General features: G+C 68.1%; 22 protein-coding genes. 12 read left to right on the top strand and 10 right to left on the bottom strand.

The window, feature by feature from the left end; all coding sequences use genetic code 11:
* The first annotated feature begins 36 nt into the window (after positions 1–36).
* The 5 genes from CEJ42_RS22130 to mutT all read left to right on the top strand — a co-directional run bounded on the left by CEJ42_RS22130 (position 37) and on the right by mutT (position 4,572).
* Positions 37–843, top strand: coding sequence for a DUF2272 domain-containing protein (locus CEJ42_RS22130; protein WP_088752571.1), 807 nt, complete (start codon positions 37–39; stop codon positions 841–843).
* A gap of 15 nt (positions 844–858) precedes the next feature.
* Positions 859–1,614: an SGNH/GDSL hydrolase family protein gene (locus CEJ42_RS22135; protein ID WP_088752572.1), complete on the top strand. Its 756-nt coding sequence runs from the start codon at positions 859–861 to the stop codon at positions 1,612–1,614.
* A gap of 77 nt (positions 1,615–1,691) precedes the next feature.
* Positions 1,692–2,927 carry a bifunctional glutamate N-acetyltransferase/amino-acid acetyltransferase ArgJ gene (gene argJ / locus CEJ42_RS22140; RefSeq protein ID WP_088752573.1) on the top strand — a complete coding sequence of 412 codons (1,236 nt, stop codon included), beginning with the start codon at positions 1,692–1,694 and terminating at the stop codon, positions 2,925–2,927.
* A gap of 347 nt (positions 2,928–3,274) precedes the next feature.
* Entirely contained in the window at positions 3,275–4,150 is an 876-nt protein-coding gene (locus tag CEJ42_RS22145; RefSeq protein WP_088752574.1) for an ATP-binding protein, read from the top strand.
* On the top strand, positions 4,150–4,572 hold the full coding sequence (mutT, locus tag CEJ42_RS22150; RefSeq protein ID WP_088752575.1) for an 8-oxo-dGTP diphosphatase MutT: 423 nt from the start codon (positions 4,150–4,152) through the stop codon (positions 4,570–4,572). The genes CEJ42_RS22145 and mutT overlap by 1 nt, the downstream gene beginning before the upstream one ends.
* A gap of 221 nt (positions 4,573–4,793) precedes the next feature.
* Here the strand turns inward: mutT and yacG are convergent, their stop codons facing one another.
* The 9 genes from yacG to CEJ42_RS22195 form a co-directional block, all read right to left on the bottom strand.
* Positions 4,794–4,979, bottom strand: coding sequence for a DNA gyrase inhibitor YacG (gene yacG, locus CEJ42_RS22155; RefSeq protein WP_079217098.1), 186 nt, complete (start codon positions 4,977–4,979; stop codon positions 4,794–4,796).
* Positions 4,980–4,988: 9 nt separating this feature from the next.
* A complete protein-coding gene (gene zapD, locus CEJ42_RS22160; RefSeq protein ID WP_079217097.1) occupies positions 4,989–5,744 on the bottom strand; it encodes a cell division protein ZapD in 756 nt (251 codons plus the stop codon).
* A gap of 232 nt (positions 5,745–5,976) precedes the next feature.
* Complete coding sequence (coaE, locus tag CEJ42_RS22165) at positions 5,977–6,597, bottom strand: dephospho-CoA kinase (protein ID WP_088752576.1); 621 nt, start codon at positions 6,595–6,597, stop codon at positions 5,977–5,979.
* Positions 6,598–6,609: 12 nt separating this feature from the next.
* Complete coding sequence (locus tag CEJ42_RS22170) at positions 6,610–7,473, bottom strand: prepilin peptidase (RefSeq protein WP_088752577.1); 864 nt, start codon at positions 7,471–7,473, stop codon at positions 6,610–6,612.
* 16 nt (positions 7,474–7,489) lie between these two features.
* Entirely contained in the window at positions 7,490–8,773 is a 1,284-nt protein-coding gene (locus CEJ42_RS22175; RefSeq protein ID WP_088752578.1) for a type II secretion system F family protein, read from the bottom strand.
* Positions 8,760–9,962 (bottom strand): GspE/PulE family protein, encoded by a 1,203-nt coding sequence (locus CEJ42_RS22180; protein WP_088752579.1) that lies wholly within the window; start codon positions 9,960–9,962, stop codon positions 8,760–8,762. Before CEJ42_RS22180 ends, CEJ42_RS22175 begins: the two co-directional genes overlap by 14 nt.
* Before the next feature lie 148 nt (positions 9,963–10,110).
* Complete coding sequence (locus CEJ42_RS22185) at positions 10,111–11,421, bottom strand: HlyC/CorC family transporter (protein WP_088752580.1); 1,311 nt, start codon at positions 11,419–11,421, stop codon at positions 10,111–10,113.
* 143 nt (positions 11,422–11,564) lie between these two features.
* The gene (locus CEJ42_RS22190) at positions 11,565–12,524 is read right to left on the bottom strand and encodes a 2-hydroxyacid dehydrogenase (RefSeq protein WP_088752581.1); all 960 of its coding nucleotides are present in this window, start codon (positions 12,522–12,524) and stop codon (positions 11,565–11,567) included.
* Positions 12,521–13,375 carry an IclR family transcriptional regulator gene (locus tag CEJ42_RS22195; protein WP_088752582.1) on the bottom strand — a complete coding sequence of 285 codons (855 nt, stop codon included), beginning with the start codon at positions 13,373–13,375 and terminating at the stop codon, positions 12,521–12,523. The genes CEJ42_RS22190 and CEJ42_RS22195 overlap by 4 nt, the downstream gene beginning before the upstream one ends.
* 222 nt (positions 13,376–13,597) lie before the next feature.
* Here CEJ42_RS22195 and CEJ42_RS22200 point away from each other — a divergent pair, with 222 nt between their 5' ends.
* From CEJ42_RS22200 to CEJ42_RS22230, 7 genes are read left to right on the top strand one after another with little or no spacing between them, the layout of a single operon-like run.
* Positions 13,598–14,686, top strand: coding sequence for an ABC transporter ATP-binding protein (locus CEJ42_RS22200; RefSeq protein ID WP_088752583.1), 1,089 nt, complete (start codon positions 13,598–13,600; stop codon positions 14,684–14,686).
* Positions 14,683–15,600: an ABC transporter permease gene (locus tag CEJ42_RS22205; protein ID WP_088752584.1), complete on the top strand. Its 918-nt coding sequence runs from the start codon at positions 14,683–14,685 to the stop codon at positions 15,598–15,600. Before CEJ42_RS22200 ends, CEJ42_RS22205 begins: the two co-directional genes overlap by 4 nt.
* Positions 15,601–15,603: 3 nt before the next feature.
* Complete coding sequence (locus CEJ42_RS22210) at positions 15,604–16,398, top strand: ABC transporter permease (protein ID WP_088752585.1); 795 nt, start codon at positions 15,604–15,606, stop codon at positions 16,396–16,398.
* Positions 16,395–16,700 carry a (2Fe-2S)-binding protein gene (locus tag CEJ42_RS22215; protein WP_079217086.1) on the top strand — a complete coding sequence of 102 codons (306 nt, stop codon included), beginning with the start codon at positions 16,395–16,397 and terminating at the stop codon, positions 16,698–16,700. Before CEJ42_RS22210 ends, CEJ42_RS22215 begins: the two co-directional genes overlap by 4 nt.
* A complete protein-coding gene (locus tag CEJ42_RS22220; RefSeq protein WP_088752586.1) occupies positions 16,697–18,157 on the top strand; it encodes an FAD/NAD(P)-dependent oxidoreductase in 1,461 nt (486 codons plus the stop codon). Before CEJ42_RS22215 ends, CEJ42_RS22220 begins: the two co-directional genes overlap by 4 nt.
* Entirely contained in the window at positions 18,154–19,329 is a 1,176-nt protein-coding gene (locus CEJ42_RS22225; protein ID WP_088752587.1) for an NAD(P)/FAD-dependent oxidoreductase, read from the top strand. Before CEJ42_RS22220 ends, CEJ42_RS22225 begins: the two co-directional genes overlap by 4 nt.
* Complete coding sequence (locus CEJ42_RS22230) at positions 19,326–20,372, top strand: ABC transporter substrate-binding protein (RefSeq protein WP_079217083.1); 1,047 nt, start codon at positions 19,326–19,328, stop codon at positions 20,370–20,372. Before CEJ42_RS22225 ends, CEJ42_RS22230 begins: the two co-directional genes overlap by 4 nt.
* Before the next feature lie 63 nt (positions 20,373–20,435).
* Here CEJ42_RS22230 and CEJ42_RS22235 read toward each other — a convergent pair whose 3' ends face one another.
* Positions 20,436–21,245: an alpha/beta fold hydrolase gene (locus CEJ42_RS22235; RefSeq protein WP_088752588.1), complete on the bottom strand. Its 810-nt coding sequence runs from the start codon at positions 21,243–21,245 to the stop codon at positions 20,436–20,438.
* Between the last annotated feature and the right edge of the window lie 32 nt (positions 21,246–21,277).

A 21,277-nucleotide genomic window follows, 5' to 3' on the forward strand; every position in this document is an offset into this window, starting at 1 on the left:
CCTTTTTTTGACCTCGTTTTTTGGGAGAACAACAAGATGCAAGCCGCCAAGCCCACCCGATCCGTCCTGCTCGCCGCCGCCGTGGCGCTTTGCGCGCTGCTGGCCGGCTGCGCCTCCAGTCCGATGCCCAGCTGGAAAGAACCGGCGGATGCAGCTTATGCGCCGGTGCGCCCGGCCCAGGCGGAGCCGACGGTGAGCGCGGTGCCGGCCGTGGCGATCAGCACCGCGCCGCCCACCCGCGCGGCGCTGGTGGCGGCGGCCAGGGCCGAGTGGGACTTCTTCGGCAACCAGCAGATCGACATGCGGCACGACCCCTTCAGCGCGCCGCGGCTGGGCTTGCTGGAGGACGAGGGCGAGGCCGTGCAGCGCGTGGGCGAGTACTGGCATGCCGTGGGCAAGAACCTCACCGGCGCCGATTGCCAGCAGGCCTGGTCGGCGGCCTTCATCTCGTGGCTGATGGTCAGCTCCAACGTGCCGCCGCAGGACTTCGCCCCCAATGAAACGCACTTCAACTACCTGAGCTTCCTCAAGGAGCGCGAAGCGCGGCCCTCGCCGCAATTCGTGCTGCGCCCGGCCGCCAGCGAGCCGATCGCGCCGGGCGACCTGATCTGCGCGCCGCGCGGCAACAACAACGCCACCACGCTCGACGAGATCCGGCCCGGCCTGGCCGGGCACTGCGACATGGTGGTGGAGGTGCATGCCGACCAGGGCTGGGCGGGCGCCATCGGCGGCAACGTGTTCAATTCGGTGTCCGAGTCGCTGATTCCCGTCGACGAGCAGGGACGCGCCCAGCCGATCTCGCAGCGGCCGTGGCTGGTGGTGGTCAAGAACCTGCTGCCCTGACCGGTCCGCTCGCGCATGCTGATCCTCGCCAAGATCCTGCTGGGGCCGTTGCTGCTGGCCCAGGGCAAATGGCTGCGCAAGACCGCGCTGCGCCTGCCCGAAGCCGCCGGGCCCCGGCTGGGCGTGGAGCATCCGCCGGGCGCGGCCGCCGCGGCGCCGGCCGAAGCGCTCAGATTGCTCGTGGTGGGCGATTCGTCGGCCGCCGGCGTGGGCGTGGAGCACCAGGAGCAGGCGCTGGCCTTGCCGCTGGCGCGCCACCTGGCCGCGCGCAGCGGTCGCGCCGTCGCCTGGCAGCTGGTGGCCCAAAGCGGGGTCAATTCGCTGGAGGCGCTGGACCTGCTGGCGCGGCACGAGATCGGCCCGGCCGCCGTGCTGGTGGTGGCGCTGGGCACCAACGACGTCACCTCGCAGATGCCGCCGCGACAATATGTCGCCAATCTCAGGTTGCTGGCCGAACGGCTGATGGCCCGGGCCGGCGTCGCCCACATCGTCTTCACCGGTCTGCCGCCGCTGCACACGCTGCCGGCCGCGCCGCAGCCACTGCGCTGGTATCTCGGGCGCTACGCGCGCAAGCTCGACAGCGCGCTGCGCGCCTGGATCGCCCAGGATCCGGCCCTGCGCTATTGCTCACTGCAATGGGCCTTGCCGCATGAGATGGCGATCGACAAGTTCCACCCCGGCCACGGCCAGTACGCCCAATGGGCGCGCATGGCCGCCGAGATCATCGAATCGGGCCTGGCCGGCGGCGCCGGGCGGGACGGCGCGGCCTGATTTCACGCCGCTGTCATCGGGCGGCCGGTGAAAGTGTTTAAAATACGCGTTCCGAATTTTTACGCTGAAAGCACGCCATGGCCGTCAATTCCCCGATTCCCGTCTCTTCCGACCTGAAAGCCGTCGCCGGCATCGAACTCGGCCATGCCGAGGCGGGCGTGCGCAAGGCCAACCGCAAGGACCTGCTGGTGCTGAAGCTGGCGCCGAGTGCGACTGTGGCCGGCGTGTTCACCAAGAACCGCTTCTGCGCCGCGCCGGTGCAGATCTGCAAGGCCAACCTGGAAGCGCTGGTCGCCGACAAGCCCATCCGCGCGCTGGTGATCAACACCGGCAACGCCAACGCCGGCACCGGCGAAGAGGGCTTGAAGCGCGCCAACGCCACCTGCGACGCGCTGGCCCAGCTGCTGGGCTGCGACGCCAAGCAGATCCTGCCGTTCTCGACCGGCGTGATCCTGGAGCCGCTGCCGGTGGACCGCATCATCGCCGGCCTGCCGCAAGCCATCGGCAACCTGAAGGCCGACAACTGGTTCAACGCCGCCGAGTCCATCATGACCACCGACACCCAGCCCAAGGCGGCGTCGCGCACCGTGACCATCGCCGGCAAGCAGGTCGTGATGACCGGCATCAGCAAGGGCGCCGGCATGATCAAGCCCAACATGGCGACCATGCTGGGCTTCCTGGCCTTCGACGCCAAGCTGCCGCAGGCGCTCTTGAACCAGCTGGTCAAGGATGCGGCCGACCACTCGTTCAACTGCATCACCATCGACGGCGACACCTCGACCAACGACTCCTTCATGCTGATCGCCACCGGCGCCGGCGAGCTGGAAATCACCAGCGCCGACAGCGCCGAGTACAAGGAGCTGGCAGCGGCCGTGACCGCGCTGTCGCAGAACCTGGCGCACCAGATCATCCGCGACGGCGAAGGCGCCACCAAGTTCATCGAAGTGGCCGTGGAAGACGGCAAGAACATCGAGGAATGCCGCCAGATCGCCTACTCGATCGCCCACTCGCCGCTGGTCAAGACCGCCTTCTTCGCCTCCGACCCGAACCTGGGCCGCATCCTGGCCGCCATCGGCTACGCCGGTGTGGACGATCTGGACGTCTCGAAGCTCAACATGTGGCTGGACGACGTTTGGGTCGCCAAGGACGGCGGCCGCAATCCCGACTACCGCGAGGAAGACGGCCAGCGCGTGATGAAGCAGGCCGAGATCGTGGTGCGCGTGAAGCTGGCGCGCGGCGCGGCCAAGGCTTCGGTCTGGACGTGCGATTTGTCGCATGATTACGTCTCCATCAACGCCGACTACCGTTCGTGAACGTCGTGCGGGTGTCAGGCGGGCGATCTGCGGCGTTGTAAATCCTCGCCAGGCGCCAGCCTGGCTGCGGTTTACGCCTTGCATCTCATCCCGCCTGACACCCGCCCGACGTCCACGAAGCGGGCAATAAATGGGGAACAAAACAGGCAATACGCCGGCAATAAGCCGGCAAGTTAGAGTTCTTTGCAGTGCTGTAAGACATGACAGCGTTCCGCAGACCGGTCGCGAACGTGGTCCCGTGATGGTGGCGGCAACATGAATGCTTGGCGCCCTCGGAATTTTTTTCATCCAGCATGCAGCCGCATTGCGCCACAATGGCGCCAACCATCATTCCGAGACAGACCATCATGACCCAGTTGGACCAATTCCTGCAGCGTGCCGAAGCCTTGCTGGCGCGCGTCGAGGCCATCCTGCCCAATGCCGCCAGCCGCGAGCCGGACTGGAACGCGGGCGTGGCCTTCCGCTGGCGCGGCGCCACCGCGCAGCGCCCGGGCTATCTGCAGCCGGTCGGCCACATTTCGAAGATCGGCCTGTCCGACCTGCATAACATCGGTCCGCAAAAAGAGCAGATCGACCAGAACACCAAACAGTTCGTCGAAGGCCGTCCGGCCAACAACGTGCTGCTGACCGGCGCGCGCGGCACCGGCAAGTCGTCGCTGATCAAGGCGTGCCTGAACCAGTACGCCGCTCGCGGCCTGCGCCTGATCGAGGTGGACAAGGACGACCTGCACGACCTGCAGGACATCGTCGAGCTGGTCTCGGCCCGTCCGGAGCGTTTCATCGTGTTCTGCGACGACCTGTCCTTCGAAGAGGGCGAGGGCGGCTACAAGGCGCTGAAGGTGGCGCTGGACGGCAGCATCGCCGCGCAATCGGACAACGTGCTGATCTACGCCACCTCCAACCGCCGCCACCTGATGCCGGAGCGCCTGTCCGACAACAGCACCTACACCCACACCGACGACGGCGACCTGCATCCGGGCGAAACGGTGGAAGAGAAGATCTCGCTGTCCGAGCGTTTCGGCCTGTGGGTCACTTTTTACCCGTTCAAGCAGGACGACTTCCTGGACATCGTCGCCCACTGGCTGCGCCACTTCGGCTGCAACGACGCCCAGATCGCCGAAGCGCGCGCCGATGCGCTGCGCTGGGCGCTGCAGCGCAGCTCGCGCTCGGGCCGTGTGGCCTGGCAGTTCGCGCGCGACTACGCGGGCAAGGCGCAGGGCTGATGAACCAGACCAAGGTCAAGCCCATCGACGTGGCGGTGGGCATCCTGATGAAGCCCAACGGTGACGTGCTGCTGGGCCAGCGCCCGGAAGGCAAGCCCTACGCCGGCTACTGGGAATTCCCCGGCGGCAAGGTGGAAGCCGGCGAAAGCATCTTCGCCGCCCTGCAGCGCGAGTTCAAGGAAGAGCTGGGCATCGAGGTGCTGGACGGCGAAGGCTGGTGCGGCGTCGAGCACGTCTATCCGCATGCCCATGTGCGATTGCATTTCTATATCAGCCGCAGCTGGCGCGGCGAACCGCAGAGCCTGGAAGGCCAGGCATTCGCCTGGCAGGGCGGGGTGGGCGTGGAGCCGCTGCTGCCGGCCACCATCCCCCTGATCGAGTGGCTGGACCAGTTGCGCTATGGCGCGCCGACGCCGGGATGACGCAGCAAGTGCGTATCGACTGATGCGCATCAGCAAGTACGGATCAGTAAGCACGGATCAGTAAGTTGGGAGGGCGGCAGGCTCGAGCCGAGCGAACCGTTCGAACCGAGTACTCCGCGCAGCGCCAGGGCGAAATCCGTCATAGCGCGAAAAGCAATTAAAAAAGCCGCTTCAAGCGGCTTTTTTAACGATCTTCTGATAAGTTGCGCACATCCCGATGCCTATTGCAGCGGTTTGTCGTCCTCGCCCTCAAGCGGCAGGTTGACCGCCGGGATCGTGTATTTCTCTTCGGCCCAGGCGCCCAGGTCAATCTGCTTGCAGCGCTCGGAGCAGAACGGGCGGAATTTGTTCTTCTCGTTCCATTCGACCTTGGTCCCGCAGGTGGGGCAATCGACAACAGTCGCCATGACTCCCCCTCAGAACCCGCACAGCGCCAGCTCGAACGGCACTTCGCCTTCGAAGGAGCGCGGCTTTTCGTCGCCGTCTTGCTGGGTGAACCTGACCCACAGCATGTATTTGTTGGCCGAAATCTCCGGAATGGCACCCAGTTCCATATCCAGCGACAAACGCAGCATTTGGTAGACCTTGCCTTGCAGCATCTGCTGGTAACTGCCGCCTTCGGCGTTGATCTTCACCGCATGGCCGGATTCGCGCAGCAGGCGCATCACGATCGAAATGGCGTCGAACAGCGGGATCAGCGGCGCGAACCAGTTGGAGATGTCGTTGAAGCGGCGCTCGAACGGGTGCTGCTGCCAGGCATAGTAGGCCGGCAGGTCGAACTCGCAGGCGCCGCCGGGGATGATGGTGCGGCCGCGGATGCTCATCAGCCACTCGTTGTCGCGGATGTTCTGGCCGGTCCGGCCCTGGGCCGCGGTCAGCGCGCTGCTGGCCTTGTCGACCTCGGCGAGGATGGCGTTGAGCATCTCGGGCTCGACATTGGGATTGGACTGGTAGGCCAGCAGCATCTGCTTCTGGCGCTCCAGTTCTTGCAGCAGGTCCGACTTGAGGTCGGCGCGTCCGGCTACCTCCAGCATTTCGAAAATGGTGGCAAGGGCGATGTGATGCTGCTGCGGGCTTTCCTGGTGCAGGAAGAAGACGAACTTCTCATACAGGTCTTCCAGTCGCAACAGCGTGCGAATACGCTCGTTGAAAGGGTATTCGTAGACGATCAAAGCATGATCCCTTTATTGGTTGAACCGGACTCGATTAAGCCACTGACAGCTCGTTGACGCGCAAGCTCCAGCTGCATTGCAATTTTTTGTGATTCTGACCCATGCAGAGGAAAAATACAAATGCATGGCGCAATGAAAAAGCGCGCCGCGTCTCGTCGGCACCTCGGCCGCGCCGGCAATGGCGCCGGGCAACTGCCGCCGAAGGCGGATATAAAGAATTTCCGGGGCGATTTCAGGCCGCCCGCGCCAGCGCGAGATAGGCCGCATGCAGCTCCTGCACGCGCGGCAGCAGGGCCGCGCTGTCGCCGTTGTTCTCCACCACGTCGTCGGCCACCGCCAGGCGCGCGAAGCGGCTGGCCTGGGCCGCCATGATGGCTTCCACCTCGCTGCGCTGCAGGCCGTTGCGGCGCATGACGCGCTCGATCTGCACCTCTTCTTCGCAATCCACCACCAGGATGCGCGAGGTGCGCCCGACCCAGGTGCCGGACTCCACCAGCAAGGGCACCACGAAGATCACGTAGTCGCCGGTGGCGACCTCGGCCTCGCGCGCGGTTTCGCTGCGGATCAGCGGATGCAGGATGGCTTCGAGTTCCTGGCGCGCGCCGGCGTTGCCGAACACGTGGCTGCGCATGCGTGCGCGGTCCATGGCGCCGCCGGCGTCGATGAAGCCGGCGCCGAAGCGCTCGCGAATGGCCGCGATGGCAAGGCCGCCGGGCGCCGTCAGGCGATGGGCGATGGCGTCGGTATCCACCAGCGAGGCGCCGAGTTCGCCGAACAGGTTGGCCACGGTGGTCTTGCCGCTGCCGATGCCGCCGGTCAGCCCGATCGTGAAGCGTTGCGCGAGGGAGGTCATGAAGGTCGAGTCTCAGTAATCGTAGATGCCGAAGGACAGCCAGTCGCTGCCGTAAAGCAGCGCCAGCATACCCGCAATCGACAGATAGGGGCCGAAGGGAATCGCCTGTCCGCGTTCGTGGCGGCCGGCCACCACCAGCGCGATGCCGGCGAGCGCGCCCAGCGCCGAGGCCGACAGCAGCACGAAGGGCAGCGCCTGCCAGCCCAGCCATGCGCCCAGCGCCGCCAGCAGCTTGAAGTCGCCATAGCCCAGGCCGTCCTTGCCGGTGGCCAGCTTGAAGATCCAGAAGATCAGCCACAGCACCGCATAACCGGCGGCCGCGCCCAACACCGCATCCTGCAGCGGCACCACGCGCTGGGCGGTGTTGACCAGCAGGCCCAGCCACAGCAGCGGCAGCGTGAGGTCGTCGGGCAGCAGCATGGTTTCGGCATCGATGAAGGCCAGCGCGATCAGCACGGCGCAGCACGCCATGATCGCCAGGCCGGTGACGCCGGCGCCGAACTTCCACGCCGCCAGCGCGAAGACGGCCGCGGTCAGCAGTTCGACGACGATGTAGCGTATCCCGATGGGCGCGCGGCATTCGCCGCAGCGCCCGCGCAGCAGCAGCCAGCTCAGGACCGGGACGTTGTGATGCGGCGGCAGCGGCGTCTCGCAATGCGGGCAGGCCGAGCGCGGCAGCAGCAGGTCGTAGCGGCCGGTGTGCGGCAGCGCCTCGCCGCGCTCCTGGGCGACGAAGTTGGCGGTCTCGCGCAGCATCATCTTCGGCATGCGGTGGATCACCACATTGAGGAAGCTGCCCACCAGCAGGCCCAGCACGGCGGCGGCCAGGCTGTAGAAGGCGTTGTTCGGTTCGGCGTAAGCCTCGAGGAAGAGCATCAGTTCGTCACACGCTTCAGACCACGGATCCCATGCGGAAGACCGGCAGGTACATGGCGACCACCAGGCCGCCGATCAGGATACCCAAAACCGCCATGATAATCGGTTCCATCAGGCTGGTGAGCGCGCCGACGGCGTCATCGACCTCGCGCTCGTTGAGTTCGGCCACCTTGGCCAGCATGGCGTCGAGCGCGCCCGCTTCTTCGCCCACCGCCACCATCTGCACCGCCAGGTCGGGAAAGACGCCGGCGGCCTGCATCGCCGCGTGCAGCGAGGCGCCGCCGCGCACCGCGTCGCGCACGGCCAGGCTGGCCTGCGCATAGACCACGTTGCCGGCCGCCCCGGCGGCGGTCTCCAGCGCCTCCAGCAGCGGGATTCCCGCGCCGAACAGCGTGCCGAAGGTGCGGCTCCAGCGGGCGATGGCCGCCTGGCGCAGCAGCGGGCCGAACAGCGGCAGCTTCAGGCTGGCGCGCTCGGCCACAGCCCGCACGCGCGGCGAGCGTCGCCAGGCGTGCACGCTTGAGAGGGCCAGCACGGCAATGGCAGCCAGCAGCCAATGCCAGCTGGCGCCGAGAAAATGGGAGATCGCCATCACGATGCGGGTCGGCAGCGGCAGTTCCGCGCCGAAGTTGCGAAACATCTCCTCGAAGGCCGGCACCACCCACAGCATGATCACCGAGGTCACCACGATCGCCACCAGCACCACCGCGCACGGATAGGCCAGCGCCGAGCGCACCTTGCCCTTCAGGGCCAGCGACTTTTCGCGGTAGGTGGCGATGCGCTCCAGCATCGTGTCCAGCATGCCGGCCTGCTCGGCGGCCTGGACCAGGTTGCAGAACAGGGCATCGAACTGCCGCGGATGACGCGCCAGCGCCGCATGCAGGCTTTCGCCGTGTGAGACGTCGTGGCGCACCGCGCGCACCAGCCCAGCCAGCGCTCCCGAGGCGCAGCCGCGGATGGCGATGTCCAGCGACTGCAGCAGCGGCAGCCCCGCCTGCAGCATGGTGGCCAGCTGGCGGGTCAGGAGCACGATCTGTTTTTCCGGAATGCGCCGCCGGGAGGAGTGCGACGGCGATCTATCCGCCCGGCTTGCGGAGGAAGGCGGGAGCGATACGGCGTGCCCGGCAGCGGCGCTCGCGCCGGCGCGCAAACGCGCCACCCGTATGCCTTGGCCGCGCAGCAGCGCGCGCGCCGATGCGGCGTCGGCGGCGTCGAGCGCGCCCTGTTGCGGCCGGCCGTTGCGGTCCAGGCCTTCCCAGTGGAAGCGGTTGCGGGCGGAGCCGGACTCAGGTGCAGGCAATGACTTCCCTCAGGCTGGTCTCGCCGCGCAGCGTTTTCAGCAGGCCCGAGCGGCGCAGGTCGGCGATGCCCTCGCTGCGCGCCTGCCGGGCGATGTCCGGCGTGCCGCCTTGCGCCAGTATCAGGCCCTCCATCGCCGCGCTGATCGGCATGACCTGGTAGATGCCGGTGCGCCCGCGGTAGCCGCTGCCGTTGCAGCGCTCGCAGCCGCAGGGCCGGAACAGGCTGGGCGCGCGGTCGATGTCGGCGTCGCTGAAGCCGGCGCGCTTGAGGGTATCGGGCGAGGCGCGCACCTCGTGGCGGCAGTCGCACAGCCTGCGCACCAGGCGCTGGGCGACGATCAGGCTGACCGAGGAGGCGATGTTGAAGGCCGGCACGCCCATGTTGAGCAGGCGCGTGAGCGTGGCCGGGGCGTCGTTGGTGTGCAGCGTGGAAAACACCAGGTGCCCGGTCTGCGAGGCCTTGACGGCGATATCGGCGGTTTCCAGGTCGCGGATCTCGCCCACCATCAGCACGTCCGGATCCTGGCGCAGGAAGGCGCGCAGCGCCACCGCGAAGGACAGGCCGGCGCGCTCGTTGATGCCGACCTGGTTGATGCCCGGCAGATTGATCTCCACCGGGTCCTCGGCCGTGGCGATGTTCACGCCAGGCCGGTTGAGCAGTTGCAGGCAGGCGTACAGCGACACCGTCTTGCCCGACCCGGTGGGCCCGGTCATCAGCACCATGCCGTGGGGTTTGCGGATGGCGCGCATCAGGGCGTCATGCTGGGCCGGCTCGTAGCCGAGCCGCTCTATGCCCAGGCTGTCCTGCGCGCCGTCGAGGATGCGCAGCACGATCTTTTCGCCGAACTGCGTGGGCAGCGTAGAGACGCGGAAATCCACCTCGCGGCCATCCAGCTCCAGCCGCATCTTGCCGTCCTGCGGCAGGCGCTTTTCGGCGATATCCAGGCGCGAGAGGATCTTGAGCCGGGTGGAGAGCTTGTCCTTGAGCGTCAGCGGCGGCTGCGCCATCTCGTGCAGCATGCCGTCGATGCGAAAGCGCACGCGGCAGAAGTGTTCGAAGGGTTCGAAGTGGAGGTCGGATGCGCCCATGCCGACGGCGTCGGCCAGCATCTTGTGCAGCAGGCGCACGACCGGCGCATCGTCGATGTGGGCGGCGGCCGGGCCGGCGGGCTGGCTGTGATTGTCCATGATGATCGCCTCTCGGAGAGGGACCGCCCGGAAGCCCGGACGGCGATGGGAGAGAGGAAAAGTCTCCCATACCGGCCATGGCACGCGAAAGCCGCAACCCGGCTTTGCGCGGCAATTCTCGGCTTAGTTCGATGGCGCCGCGGCGCGCTCAGTCCTGCCGCGACGCGCCCGCATCGTCACCGGCGGCCTGCGCCGGCGCGATCAGCTTGACCATGCGGATCGCCTGGTTCTGCACCTGCACGATCTCGATCACGCAGCCGGCGATCTTCATCGCCACCTGCGCTTCCGGGATGTCCTGCAGGTATTCCAGCAGCAGCCCGTTGATGGTCTTGGGGCCGTCCAGCGGCAACTGCAGGCCCAGGCGCTTGTTGATGTCGCGCAGCGTGGTGCTGCCTTCCAGCAGGCAGGCGCCGTCCTTGTCCCAGCCGAAACCCTCGCCCGAGGAGCCCGGCGCCGAGGTGGTGAATTCACCGATCATCTCTTCGATGATGTCTTCCAGCGTCACCAGGCCCTGCACCTCGCCGTACTCGTCGACGACGATGCCCAGGCGCTCGTGGTTCTCCTGGAAATACTGCAGCTGGGTGAAGACATCGGTCTCCACCGGCACGTAGTAGGGCGCCGAGAGCAGCGAGCGGATGTCGTCATGGGTGATCTCGTCCTCGCGGTTGAACAGCGAGACCGTCTTGCGCACATGCAGGATGCCGGCGATGTGGTTGATCTCGCCCTCGAACACCGGCAGCTTGTTGTGGTAGCAGGTGGCCAGCTGGTGCAGGATGTCCTCGATGGGCGCGGCCAGGTTCAGCGCCTCGACCTGGGCGCGCGGCGTCATCACGTCCTCCACCGAGATCTTCTCCAGGTCGAACAGGTTGAGCAGGATGCTCTTGTGCTTTTGCGGGATGAAGCTGCCGCCCTCGAGCACGATGGAGCGCAGCTCCTCGGGCGAGATGCGCTGCTCCCGGGCGCGCGCGCCGACCTTGATGCGCAGCAGCTTGAGCACCGCCGACACGAAGATGTTGACGAACCAGATCAGCGGCTTGGCGATGCGCATCAGCGGTTTCAGGATGAAACCGGTGAACAGCGAGATGCGTTCCGGATAGGTCGCGCCGATCACCTTGGGCACGATCTCCGCGAAGATGATCAGCAGGCCCGCCACGCAGGCGGTGGCCGCAGTGATCACGTGCTGGTGGTTGCCGAAGGCGGCGATCGCCAGCGCCGTCACCAGGGCCGTGGCCAGCGCGTTGATCGCGGTATTGGCGATCAGCACCAGCGAGAGCAGGCGTTCGGTGCGGTCAAGCAGCCACAGGATGGTGATGGCGGCGCGGTTGCCCTGCTTGGCGAGGTGCCGCAGGCGATGGCGGTTGGCGGCCATCAGCGCCGTCTCGGTCATCGAAAAGAAGGCCGAGAGCAGGATCAGGATGAAGAGTGCAAGAACTTGCACCCATATGGGTACGGTTTCCAAACGTTGCCGTCAGGTTGGTTGCCCTCATGCGAGGGAGTGGGCGGGCCTGCCGTGTTGCCTCACGGGCAATACCGGCAGGGCGGCCAGCGAGCGGCAAAGTCTAGACGATGGGCCCGGTTCCGGCAAGTTCGGCGCCGCCGGGCTCAATATCCGCGGGCGCGGTCGTACAGGTGCGGCGCCGGCGCGCCCTGCCGCAGGGCCGCGATCGTCACCGCCGCCTGCCGCGCGCGTTCGCGGCGCGAAGGGGTGGCCGCCGCATGCGGCGTGACCAGGATGCGCGGATGACGCCAGAACGGCGCCGCCGGCGGCAGCGGCTCCTCGTCGAACACGTCCAGCACCGCCGACGCGATGTGGCCGCCATCGAGCGCGGCCAACAGGTCGGCCGACTTCACATGCGAGCCGCGGCCCACGTTGATCACGGCCGCGCCGCGCGGCAGCTGCGCCAGCAGCGCGGCGTCGATGATGTGGCGGGTGTCGTCGGTCTCCGGCAGCAGGCAGACCAGGATGTCGGTGCGGGCCAGGAAGGTGGGCAACTGGGCGGCGCCCGCATAGCAGGCCAGGCCGGCTTCGCTGCGCGGCGAGCGCGCCCAGCCGGCGGTGTCGAATCCCACCTGCGCATGCATGCGCGCGCAGGCCAGCCCCAGGGCGCCCAGGCCCATGATGCCCACCCGCGTCTCGCGCGCGGTGCGTGGCGTGGAGAATTCGGTCCATTCGCTGCGCGCCTGCTGGGCCACGATGCGGGGCATGTCTTTGAGCAGCATCAGGCTGCTCATCAGCGTGAACTCCGCCATGCGCTGCTGCGTCTCGGGCGTGACCATGCGCACGATGGGCAGGTCCGGCAGTTGCGCATCGGCCAGGATGTGGTCGACGCCGGCGGCGCTGCTCAGGATCGCCTTCAGGTTCGGATAGCGCGCCAGCCGGCCGGCCTCGGGCTGCCACACCAGGGCATATTCCACCGCCTGCGGATCCACGTCGGGATCGTTCCATTCGCGCACATCCAGACCCAGCTGCGGCGCGAACTCGGCGAAGCTGGCGCGCCACTCCGGCAGCGCCGCCTGGCCTCCGGACTTGATCAGCAGGATGGGTTGCGGCGCGCTTGTCATTGGTTGGACTCCATGGCGGGATTGGCTTGGTGCATAGGCCGGCGCAGCGCCGGATCGAAGGGATTGATGCGCCGGGACAGGGCCTCGGCTTCGCGCCGGAGCATCTGCACCACCGTGGGCAGGCGCTCCTCGGTCAGGCGCGCGGTCAGCGTGCCCACGCTCAGCGCGGCGACGATGCCGCCGGCGCTGTCGAAGACCGGCACCGCCAGGCCCGCCATGCCGTCCAGCAGGCCTTGCTGGCGCGCGGCGTAGCCGCTCTCGCGCACGCGCTCGATCTCGGTGCGCAGGTAGACCTCGTCGTAGACGCCGAACTCGCGCAGGCGCGGCACGTTATAGCGGATCACTTCTTCACGCTCGGGCTCGGGCAGGAAGGCGAGGATGGCCAGCGCGCCCTGGCCCACGCCCAGCGCCACGCGGCCGCCGATGTCGCCGGTGAAGGCGCGGATCGGGAAGGGGCCGTCGACGCGGTCCACGCAGACCGCATCGAAACGCGAGCGCACCAGCAGGAACATGGTGTCGCCGAGGCTGCCGCACAGGCGCAGCAGGGCCGGCCGGCACAGGCTGCGCAGGTCCGACGCGTTGCCGGCGCGCGCGGCCAGCGAGAACAGTTCCATGCCCAGCCGGTACAGCTTGCTGCGCTCGTCCTGTTCGGCCATGCCCTCGGCCACCAGCGACTGCAGCAGGCGATGGGTGGTGCCCTGGGTGAGCCCCACGCTCTTGGCCACCTGGGTCACGCGCATGCCTTGCGCCGGTGCGTCGGCCAGGGCGCGCAACACCGCGAAGGTGCGTTGTATGCCGTTGACGGGAAGGGCGGTTTCAACGGCGCCGTCTTCGTTTGTGCTGCTGCTCATGGGCGGTCGGTCTGCTGGATGGAATGAATGCGGGTCTTGTTGCTTATGTATTCCGTTGAATGGAATAAATATCAAAAAGATCCTGCTCTGCGAAATACGATAGCAGAATTGGCAAGGAAATTGCATGCCGATCGTCAAGACCAGATTGATTGCATCGGTGCGCCAGCCGGCTGACAAGCCTGCCAGCGGTGACGGCGCCCGGACCTGCGGAAAGGACTTGCCATGTCATTCCTCACGCTGACCAACGTCAGCAAGTTCTACGGCGACACCCAGGCGGTGTCGTCCTTCAACCTGACGGTGGAGAAGGGCGAATTCATTTCCCTGCTCGGCCCCTCCGGCTGCGGCAAGACCACCACGCTGCAGATGATCGCCGGCTTCGAGCAGGTCAGCGGCGGACGCATCGAGCTGGACGGGCGCGACATCACCCACGCCCGGCCCAATACGCGCGGCCTGGGCATCGTGTTCCAGACCTATGCGCTGTTCCCGCACATGACGGTGGAGCAGAACGTGGCCTTCGGCCTGGAGATGCGCAAGTGCCCCGCCGCCGAGAAGCGCGAGCGCGTCGCCCAGGCGCTGTCGCTGGTGCACCTGGACAAACACGGCGCGCGTTATCCGCGCGAGCTCTCCGGCGGCCAGCGCCAGCGCGTGGCCCTGGCGCGCGCGCTGGTGATCGCGCCGCCGGTGCTGCTGCTGGACGAGCCCTTGTCCAACCTCGACGCCAAGCTGCGCGAAGAAATGCAGTTCGAGCTGCGCGACATCCAGCGCAAGGTCGGCACCACCACCATCATGGTCACGCACGACCAGAGCGAAGCCATGTCCATCAGCGACCGCGTGGTGGTGATGGAGTCCGGCCACATCACCCAGGTCGGCCGCCCGCTGAACGTGTACGAACATCCCGCCAACCGATTCATCTCCACCTTCGTGGGCAAGGCCAACCTGCTGGACGGCATTGTGCTGGGCGCCGCCGGCGAGCGCGCCGACGTCGACGTGGGCGGCATGCTGCTCTCGCTGGAAGAAGCCGACTCCGGCCTGCGCGCCGGCGCGCAGGTGGTGCTGGGCCTGCGTCCCGAGAAGATCCGCTGCGTCGCGCCCGGGGCCGGGCGCTGCAACGGCGAGGTGGCGCGCCGCTTCTTCCTCGGCAGCCAGTGGATGTATGAAGTCGCCACGCCGCTGGGGCGGCTGTCGGTGCTGGCCGCCAACGACGGCGCGGATGCGTTGGAGTCCGGCGCCCACATCGGCCTGGCATGGAACGACCACAGCCTGCGTCTGGTGTCGGCCTCGCGCAATGCCGCCCAAGAGGTGGCGCGGTGAGCGCGGCCGGCGCCTCGCAGGCGGCCGCGCCCGCCTTGTCCAGCGCCGCGTCTGCGGCGAGCGCATCGGCGCGCGGCCTGCCCTGGCTGATGTCGGCCCCGGCCATCCTGCTGTGCGCGGTGATGCTGCTGGTGCCGCTGCTGCTGACGGTGATCCTCTCCTTCAACGTCTACGACGCCGACGCCGGACCGCAGGCCGGCACCTTCACGCTGGAGCACTACCGCGCCGTGGTGTCCGACCCGTGGTACTACGCGATCTTCTGGCGCACCTTCTGGATCTCCGGCCTGGTCACGCTGATCTGCATCGCGGTGGGCGCGCCCGAGGCCTACATCCTGAACCGGATGAAGAAACCCTGGCGCTCCATCATGCTGCTGGTGGTGCTGGCGCCGCTGATGATCTCGGTGGTGGTGCGCGCCTTCGGCTGGAGCATGCTGCTGGGCCCGGAAGGCCTGGTCAACGGCGTGCTTGGCGCCTTCGGCATCGGGCCGTTGAAGATGCTCTACACCGAGACCGCGATCGTCATCGCGCTGGTGCACGTGATGCTGCCCTTCATGGTGATCCCGGTGTGGACGTCGCTGCAGAAGATCGACCCCGGCGTGGTCAACGCCGCGCTGTCGCTGGGCGCGTCGCCCTTCACCGCGGTGCGCCGCATCGTGCTGCCGCAGATCATGCCCGGCATCCTCTCCGGCAGTCTGATCGTGTTCGGCCTGTCGGCCAGCTCCTTCGCCATCCCGGGCCTCTTGGGCGGGCGGCGCCTCAAGATGATGGCCACGCTGATCTACGACGAATACCTGCACGAGCTGAACTGGCCGCTGGGCGCGGCCATCGCCCTGCTGCTGCTGGGCGCCAACCTGGTCATCATGCTCGGCTGGAACCGCATGATCGAACGCCGTTACAAGAAAGCGCTGGGCTGAACCATGAACAAGAACGGACCCGTCGCCCTGCTGTTCAACGCGCTGGTGATCGGCTTCATGCTGGCGCCCATCCTGGTGGTCTGCGTGATCGCCTTCACCCCGGAGAACACGCTCACCATCCACGGCCCCGAGCTCTCGCTGCGCTGGTTCAAGGCGGTGTTCGAATATCCCGACTTCGTCAGCTCGTTCTGGAACAGCCTGTGGCTGGGCCTGGCCGCGGCCACCATCGCCACCGTGCTGGCGGTGCCGGCCGGCATGGCGCTGGTGCGCTATCCCAACCGCTGGTCGGGCTGGCTGCAGGGTTTGTTCCTGTCGCCGCTGATCATCCCGCACCTGGTGCTGGGCGTGGCGCTGTTGCGCCTGTTCACGCTGGTGGGCGGCGCCGGCAGTTTCGGCTGGCTGATCCTGGCGCATGCGCTGGTAGTCACGCCCTACACGATGCGCCTGGTGATGTCGGCGCTGGTCGGCTTCGACCGCAGCGCCGAACACGCGGCCCTGTCGTTGGGCGCGTCGCGCGCGACGGTATTTCTGCGCATCACGCTGCCGATGATCCTGCCCGGCATCACCGGCGGCTGGCTGCTGGCCTTCATCAACAGCTTCGACGAAGTCACCATGTCCATCTTCGTCACCTCGCCTTCGACGGTGACGCTGCCGGTGCGCATGTACATGTACGCCACCGAGTCGATCGACCCGATGATGGCCGCGGTCTCGGCGCTGATGGTGGCGGTGACGGCGGGCGCGATGGTGATCCTTGACCGCGTCTACGGACTGGATCGCGTGCTGGTGGGGCGCTCATGAATACCCCCGCACGAGCCCAGCTGGTGCGCGTGGCCGAGCGCGAGCGCGCGCCGGTGGCCTTCACGCTGGACGGAGAGCCGGCCCTCGCGCTGGAAGGCGATACCGTGCTGACCGCGGTGCTGACCTGCGCCGGCCATCTGCGCCACAACGAATTCAGCGGCCAGCCGCGTGCGGGTTTTTGCATGATGGGCGCCTGCCAGGATTGCTGGATCGCCACCGCCGACGGCGAACGCCTGCGCGCCTGCTCCAGCTTCATCCGCGCCGGCATGCAGCTCGTCACGGGCAGCGGGGGCGCGCCATGAGCCGCCACGCCCCCGTGATCGTCGGCGCCGGCCCCGCAGGCGTGCGCGCGGCGCAGACGCTGGTCGCGCACGGCCTGCGACCGGTGCTGCTCGATGAGGCCCCGCGCGCCGGCGGCCAGATCTATCGCCAGCCGCCGCCGGGTTTCAGGCGCAGCAAGAAGACGCTCTACGGTTTCGAATCCGGCCGCGCGCAGGCGCTGCACGGCGCTTTCCATGCCCTGCGCGAGCAGCTCGACTACCGCGCGCAGACCCTGGTGTGGAACGCCCAGCCCGGCCTGCTGGACCTGATGGACAACAACACCCACATCGCCGCCAGCCTGCCCTGGGACGACCTGATCGTGGCCACCGGCGCGACCGACCGCGTGCTGCCGTTCCCCGGCTGGACCACGCCGGGCGTCTACACCCTGGGCGGGGCGCAGGTGGCTCTGAAGTTCCAGGGCTGCGCCATCGGCGGCGAGGTAGTGCTGGCCGGCAGCGGACCGCTGCTGTACCTGGTGGCCTATCAATACGCCAAGGCCGGCGCGCGCGTCGCCGCGGTGCTCGACAGCAGCAGCCTGGGCGACCGTATCGCCGCGCTGCCGGCCATGCTTGGCCAGCCGGCGCTGTTGGCCAAGGGCATGTTCTATCTGGCCTGGCTGAAGCTGCATCGCGTACCGGTGCACACCCATGCGCGCGTGCTGCGCGCGGAGGGCGAGACGCGGGTGGAGGCCTTGGTCTGGCGTCGCGAGAACATGCACCGCGGCGGCGCGCCGGGTCCGGAGCGGCGCATCGCCTGCGACGCCGTCGGCTTCGGCTACGCGCTGCGTTCGGAAACGCAGCTGGCCGACCTCTTGAGCTGCCGCTTCGGTTTCGACGCCATGCAGCGCGCCCACTTGCCGGTGCGCGACCAGGCCGGGCGCAGCAGCGTGCCCGGCGTCTATCTGGCCGGCGACGGCGCCGGCATCATGGGAGCGGACGCGGCCGAACTGGCCGGCGAGCGCGCGGCGCTGGCCTTGCTGCAGGATCGCGGCGTGGCCGTCGATGGCGCGCGCGCAGAAGCCATCGAGCGGCAGCTGGCGCGCATCGCCGCCTTCCGGCTCGGGCTGGAGCGCGCCTTTCCGTTTCCGCTGCGCTGGGCCGCCGGCGCGCCGGATGAACTGGTGGTGTGCCGCTGCGAAAACATCCGCGCCGGCGAGCTGCGCGCGGCGGTGCGCGACTGCGGCGCCGCCGAGATGAATCGTCTCAAGGCCCTGACCCGCGTCGGCATGGGCCGCTGCCAGGGGCGCATGTGCGGCGCGGCGGCGGCGGAGATCCTGGCGCATGCGGCGCAGGCGCCGCTGGAACAGGTCGGCCGCCTGCGCGGCCAGGCGCCGGTCAAGCCGGTGCCCATCGGCATGCTGGTGAGGCCGCAGGCCGCCGCGGCGCCGACGCACGCCGCGCTGGTGGCCGAGCCGCTGGCGCAGGGAGACGAGTCGTGAAGCGCATCGCCACCGAAGTGCTGATCATCGGCGGCGGCATCGTCGGCGCCTCCGCGGCCCTGGCGCTGGCCAGGGCCGGGCGTCGCGTGACCGTGCTGGAGCGCGACCTGTGCGGATCGCGCTCCAGCGGCATCAACTACGGCGGCGTGCGCCGCCAGGGGCGCGCGGCGGTGCAGCTGCCGCTGGCGCAGCGCGCCCACGAGATCTGGTCGGGCTTGCGCGAGCTGATCGGCATCGACGGCGAATACGTGCGCAGCGGGCACTTCAAGCTGGCGCGCAGCGCCGCCGACATGCAGGCGCTGGAAGCCTATGCCGAGATGAGCCGCCCCTACGGCCTGGACATCGCGCTGATCGGCGGCGCCGCCTTGCGCGAGCAATGCCCGTGGCTGGGCGGCGCCGCAGTCGGCGGGTCGCTCTGCCCGGAAGACGGCCAGGCCAATCCGCGGCTGGTGTCGCCGGCCTTTGCGCGCGCCGCCGGGCGCGCCGGCGCACAAGTCATCGAGCGTTGCGAAGTGAAGCAGGCCGGCTTCGACGGCCGCGCCTTCGTGGCCGACGCCGAGCACGGCGGCGAGGCCTTGCAGGTGCGCGCCGAGGTCCTGATCAATTGCGCCGGCGCCTGGGCCGGCAAGCTGGCCGGCTTCTTCGGCGAAGATGCGCCGATGACCAGCGGCCACCCCAGCATGGCGGTGACCGAACCGATCCCGCAGTTCCTGCCCTGGAGCCTGGGCGTGGAAGGCGGCTCCATCTACTGCCGCCAGGTGGCGCGCGGCAACGTGGTGCTGGGCGGCGGTCGCGGTTACGTGATCGACGACAGCCGCGCCCGCGCCTCGCACGATTCCATCCTGTCCCTGCTGCCGCAGGCGGTGGCGCTGCTGCCGGCGCTGCGCCACGTGCAGATCATCCGCACCTGGAGCGGCGTCGAAGGCTACCTGCCCGACCGCCAGCCGGTGCTGGGCCCCAGCCTGACGCAGCCTGGCCTGCTGCACGGTTTCGGTTTTTGCGGCGCCGGGTTCCAGATCGGCCCGGCCGCCGGCGAGGCCCTGGCCGAGCTGGTGCTGCACGGCCGCAGCGCCGTCGCGCTCGACGCGTTTTCGATGTCCCGTTTCGCTCCCGCCGCCTCGCTTGCTCCTGGCGCCTCATCTCTTCCCGTTCCAGAAAGGAAAATCTCATGATTCCGCTTTCACGCAGCGCCCTCATTGCCGCCGCCTGCGCCACCCTGGCCACCGGCGCCGTCCAGGCCCAGACCAAGACGCTGTACATCGGCATGAACGGCGGCAACATGGAGAAGACCTTCACCCAGTTCGTGTTCGGTCCCTTCGAGCAGAAGCACAACGTCAAGGTGGTGGTGGTGCCGGGCGGCTCGGCCGATATCCTGGCCAAGGCCCAGGCTGCCAAGGACAAGCCGCAGATGCACGTGATGTTCCTCGACGACGGCGTGATGTACCGCGCCGTCGGCATGGGCCTGTGCGAGAAGCAAAAACCCAATCCCAACCTGGCCGGCCTGCTGCCGGTGGCGCACATCAAGGACGACATGGCCACCGGCGTGACCATCAGCGTCACCGGCCTGGCCTACAACACCAAGGTGTTCGCCGACAAGGGCTGGGCGCCGCCGACGTCCTGGCTGGACCTGGCCGATCCCAAGTACAAGGGCAAGGTGGTGTTCCAGTCGCTGCCCTCGTCGACTTTCGGCCTGCACGCCTTCCTCGCCTTCAACCAGCTCAAGGGCGGCACCGACGCCAACGTCGAGCCCGGCTTCAAGGCCTGGCCGTCGACCATCGGTCCCAACGTGGTGGAGTACATCTCCAACTCGGCCAAGATCTCCGAGATGGCGCAGACCGGCGAAGCCGCGCTGTTCCCCTACACGCCCACGCAGTCCACCATCCTCAAGAGCAAGGGCATCCCGGTGGAATACGTGCAGCCCAAGGAAGGCGCGGTGGTGCTGATGGTGGCCCAGTGCGTGATCGCCAACAACAGCGAGCCGCAGCTGGCGCAGGAGCTGGCCGCCTACCTGCTGTCGCCGGAGGCGCAGGCCAAGGCGCTGGAGAACGGCAGCTACAACCCGACCAACACCAAGGTGCAGGTGACGGGGGCGGCCGCGGCTGAACAGAAGCGCATGAACGAGATCGTGAAGAACTCCCGCAGCGTCGACTGGGATGAAGTCAACAAGAACCGCAGCGCCTGGAACACGCGCTGGAACCGCTCGGTGGAGCGCTGAACAGAAACCGGTAGTAAAGCTCTCTGGTAGTCCTTGGGCGCCATCGCGAGATGGCGCCTTTTTTTATGCCGTATGAACGGAGAGAAAATCCGCCACCGCGCGCGCAAAGAGCTCGGGAAGCTGGTCCGGCATCGGCACCATGCCCTCGGCGATGGTGTGCAGCACGCTGCCGTCGATGGCCGCGGCCACGCGCCCGGCATAGGGCGCGGCATGGGGATCGCTGCCGGCCTGGAGCACCAGCGTGGGCACGCTGACGAGGGAGATGCGTTGCTCCATCAGGTAGTTGCGCACCACGACGTGGCCGTGGGACGCCATCGGCCCGGCCTTGATGGCGTCGGCGATGAAGCGTTCCATCAGACCGATGTCGCCGGCCGGATAGTAGGGCTGGCGGCGGCTCCACAGTTCGGTGAGATGGGCGCCGTCGGCGCGCGCCTGCACATCGTCGATGGTGCGCTTGCCGGCGTGGGCGCTGCGCCGCGCGGCATCGTTGTAGGGACAGGAGGAGAGCACCAGCGCCTTCACCCGCGCCGGCTGCGAGGCGGCCATCTCCAGCGCGGTGACGGCGCCGGTATGGTGGCCGACCACGGCGGCGGCGTCCACGCCCAGCCCGTCCAATACCTCGAAGGCGATGGCGGCCCAGCGTTCTATGCTGTGTTCTGCGGGCGGCAGTTTGCAGGAGTCGCCGAAGCCGGCGGTGTCGATGGCGATGGCATGGAAATCGCGGCCCAGCAGCGGCAGCACATCGCGAAATTCATCCCAGGAGCGCGGCGTCTGGTGCAGCAGCAGCACGGGAAAGCCGGCGCCGGCGCTGGCTACATGGATGGGGCCGGCGCCGGTGTCGACGAAGCTGCGGCGGATGGTGGGAGCGGTCATGGGAAAGGGCGCAAGAGAACGATTCGAGAGCG

This window comes from Herbaspirillum robiniae (assembly GCF_002213415.1).
Classification (GTDB): Bacteria; Pseudomonadota; Gammaproteobacteria; order Burkholderiales; family Burkholderiaceae_D; genus Herbaspirillum; species Herbaspirillum robiniae.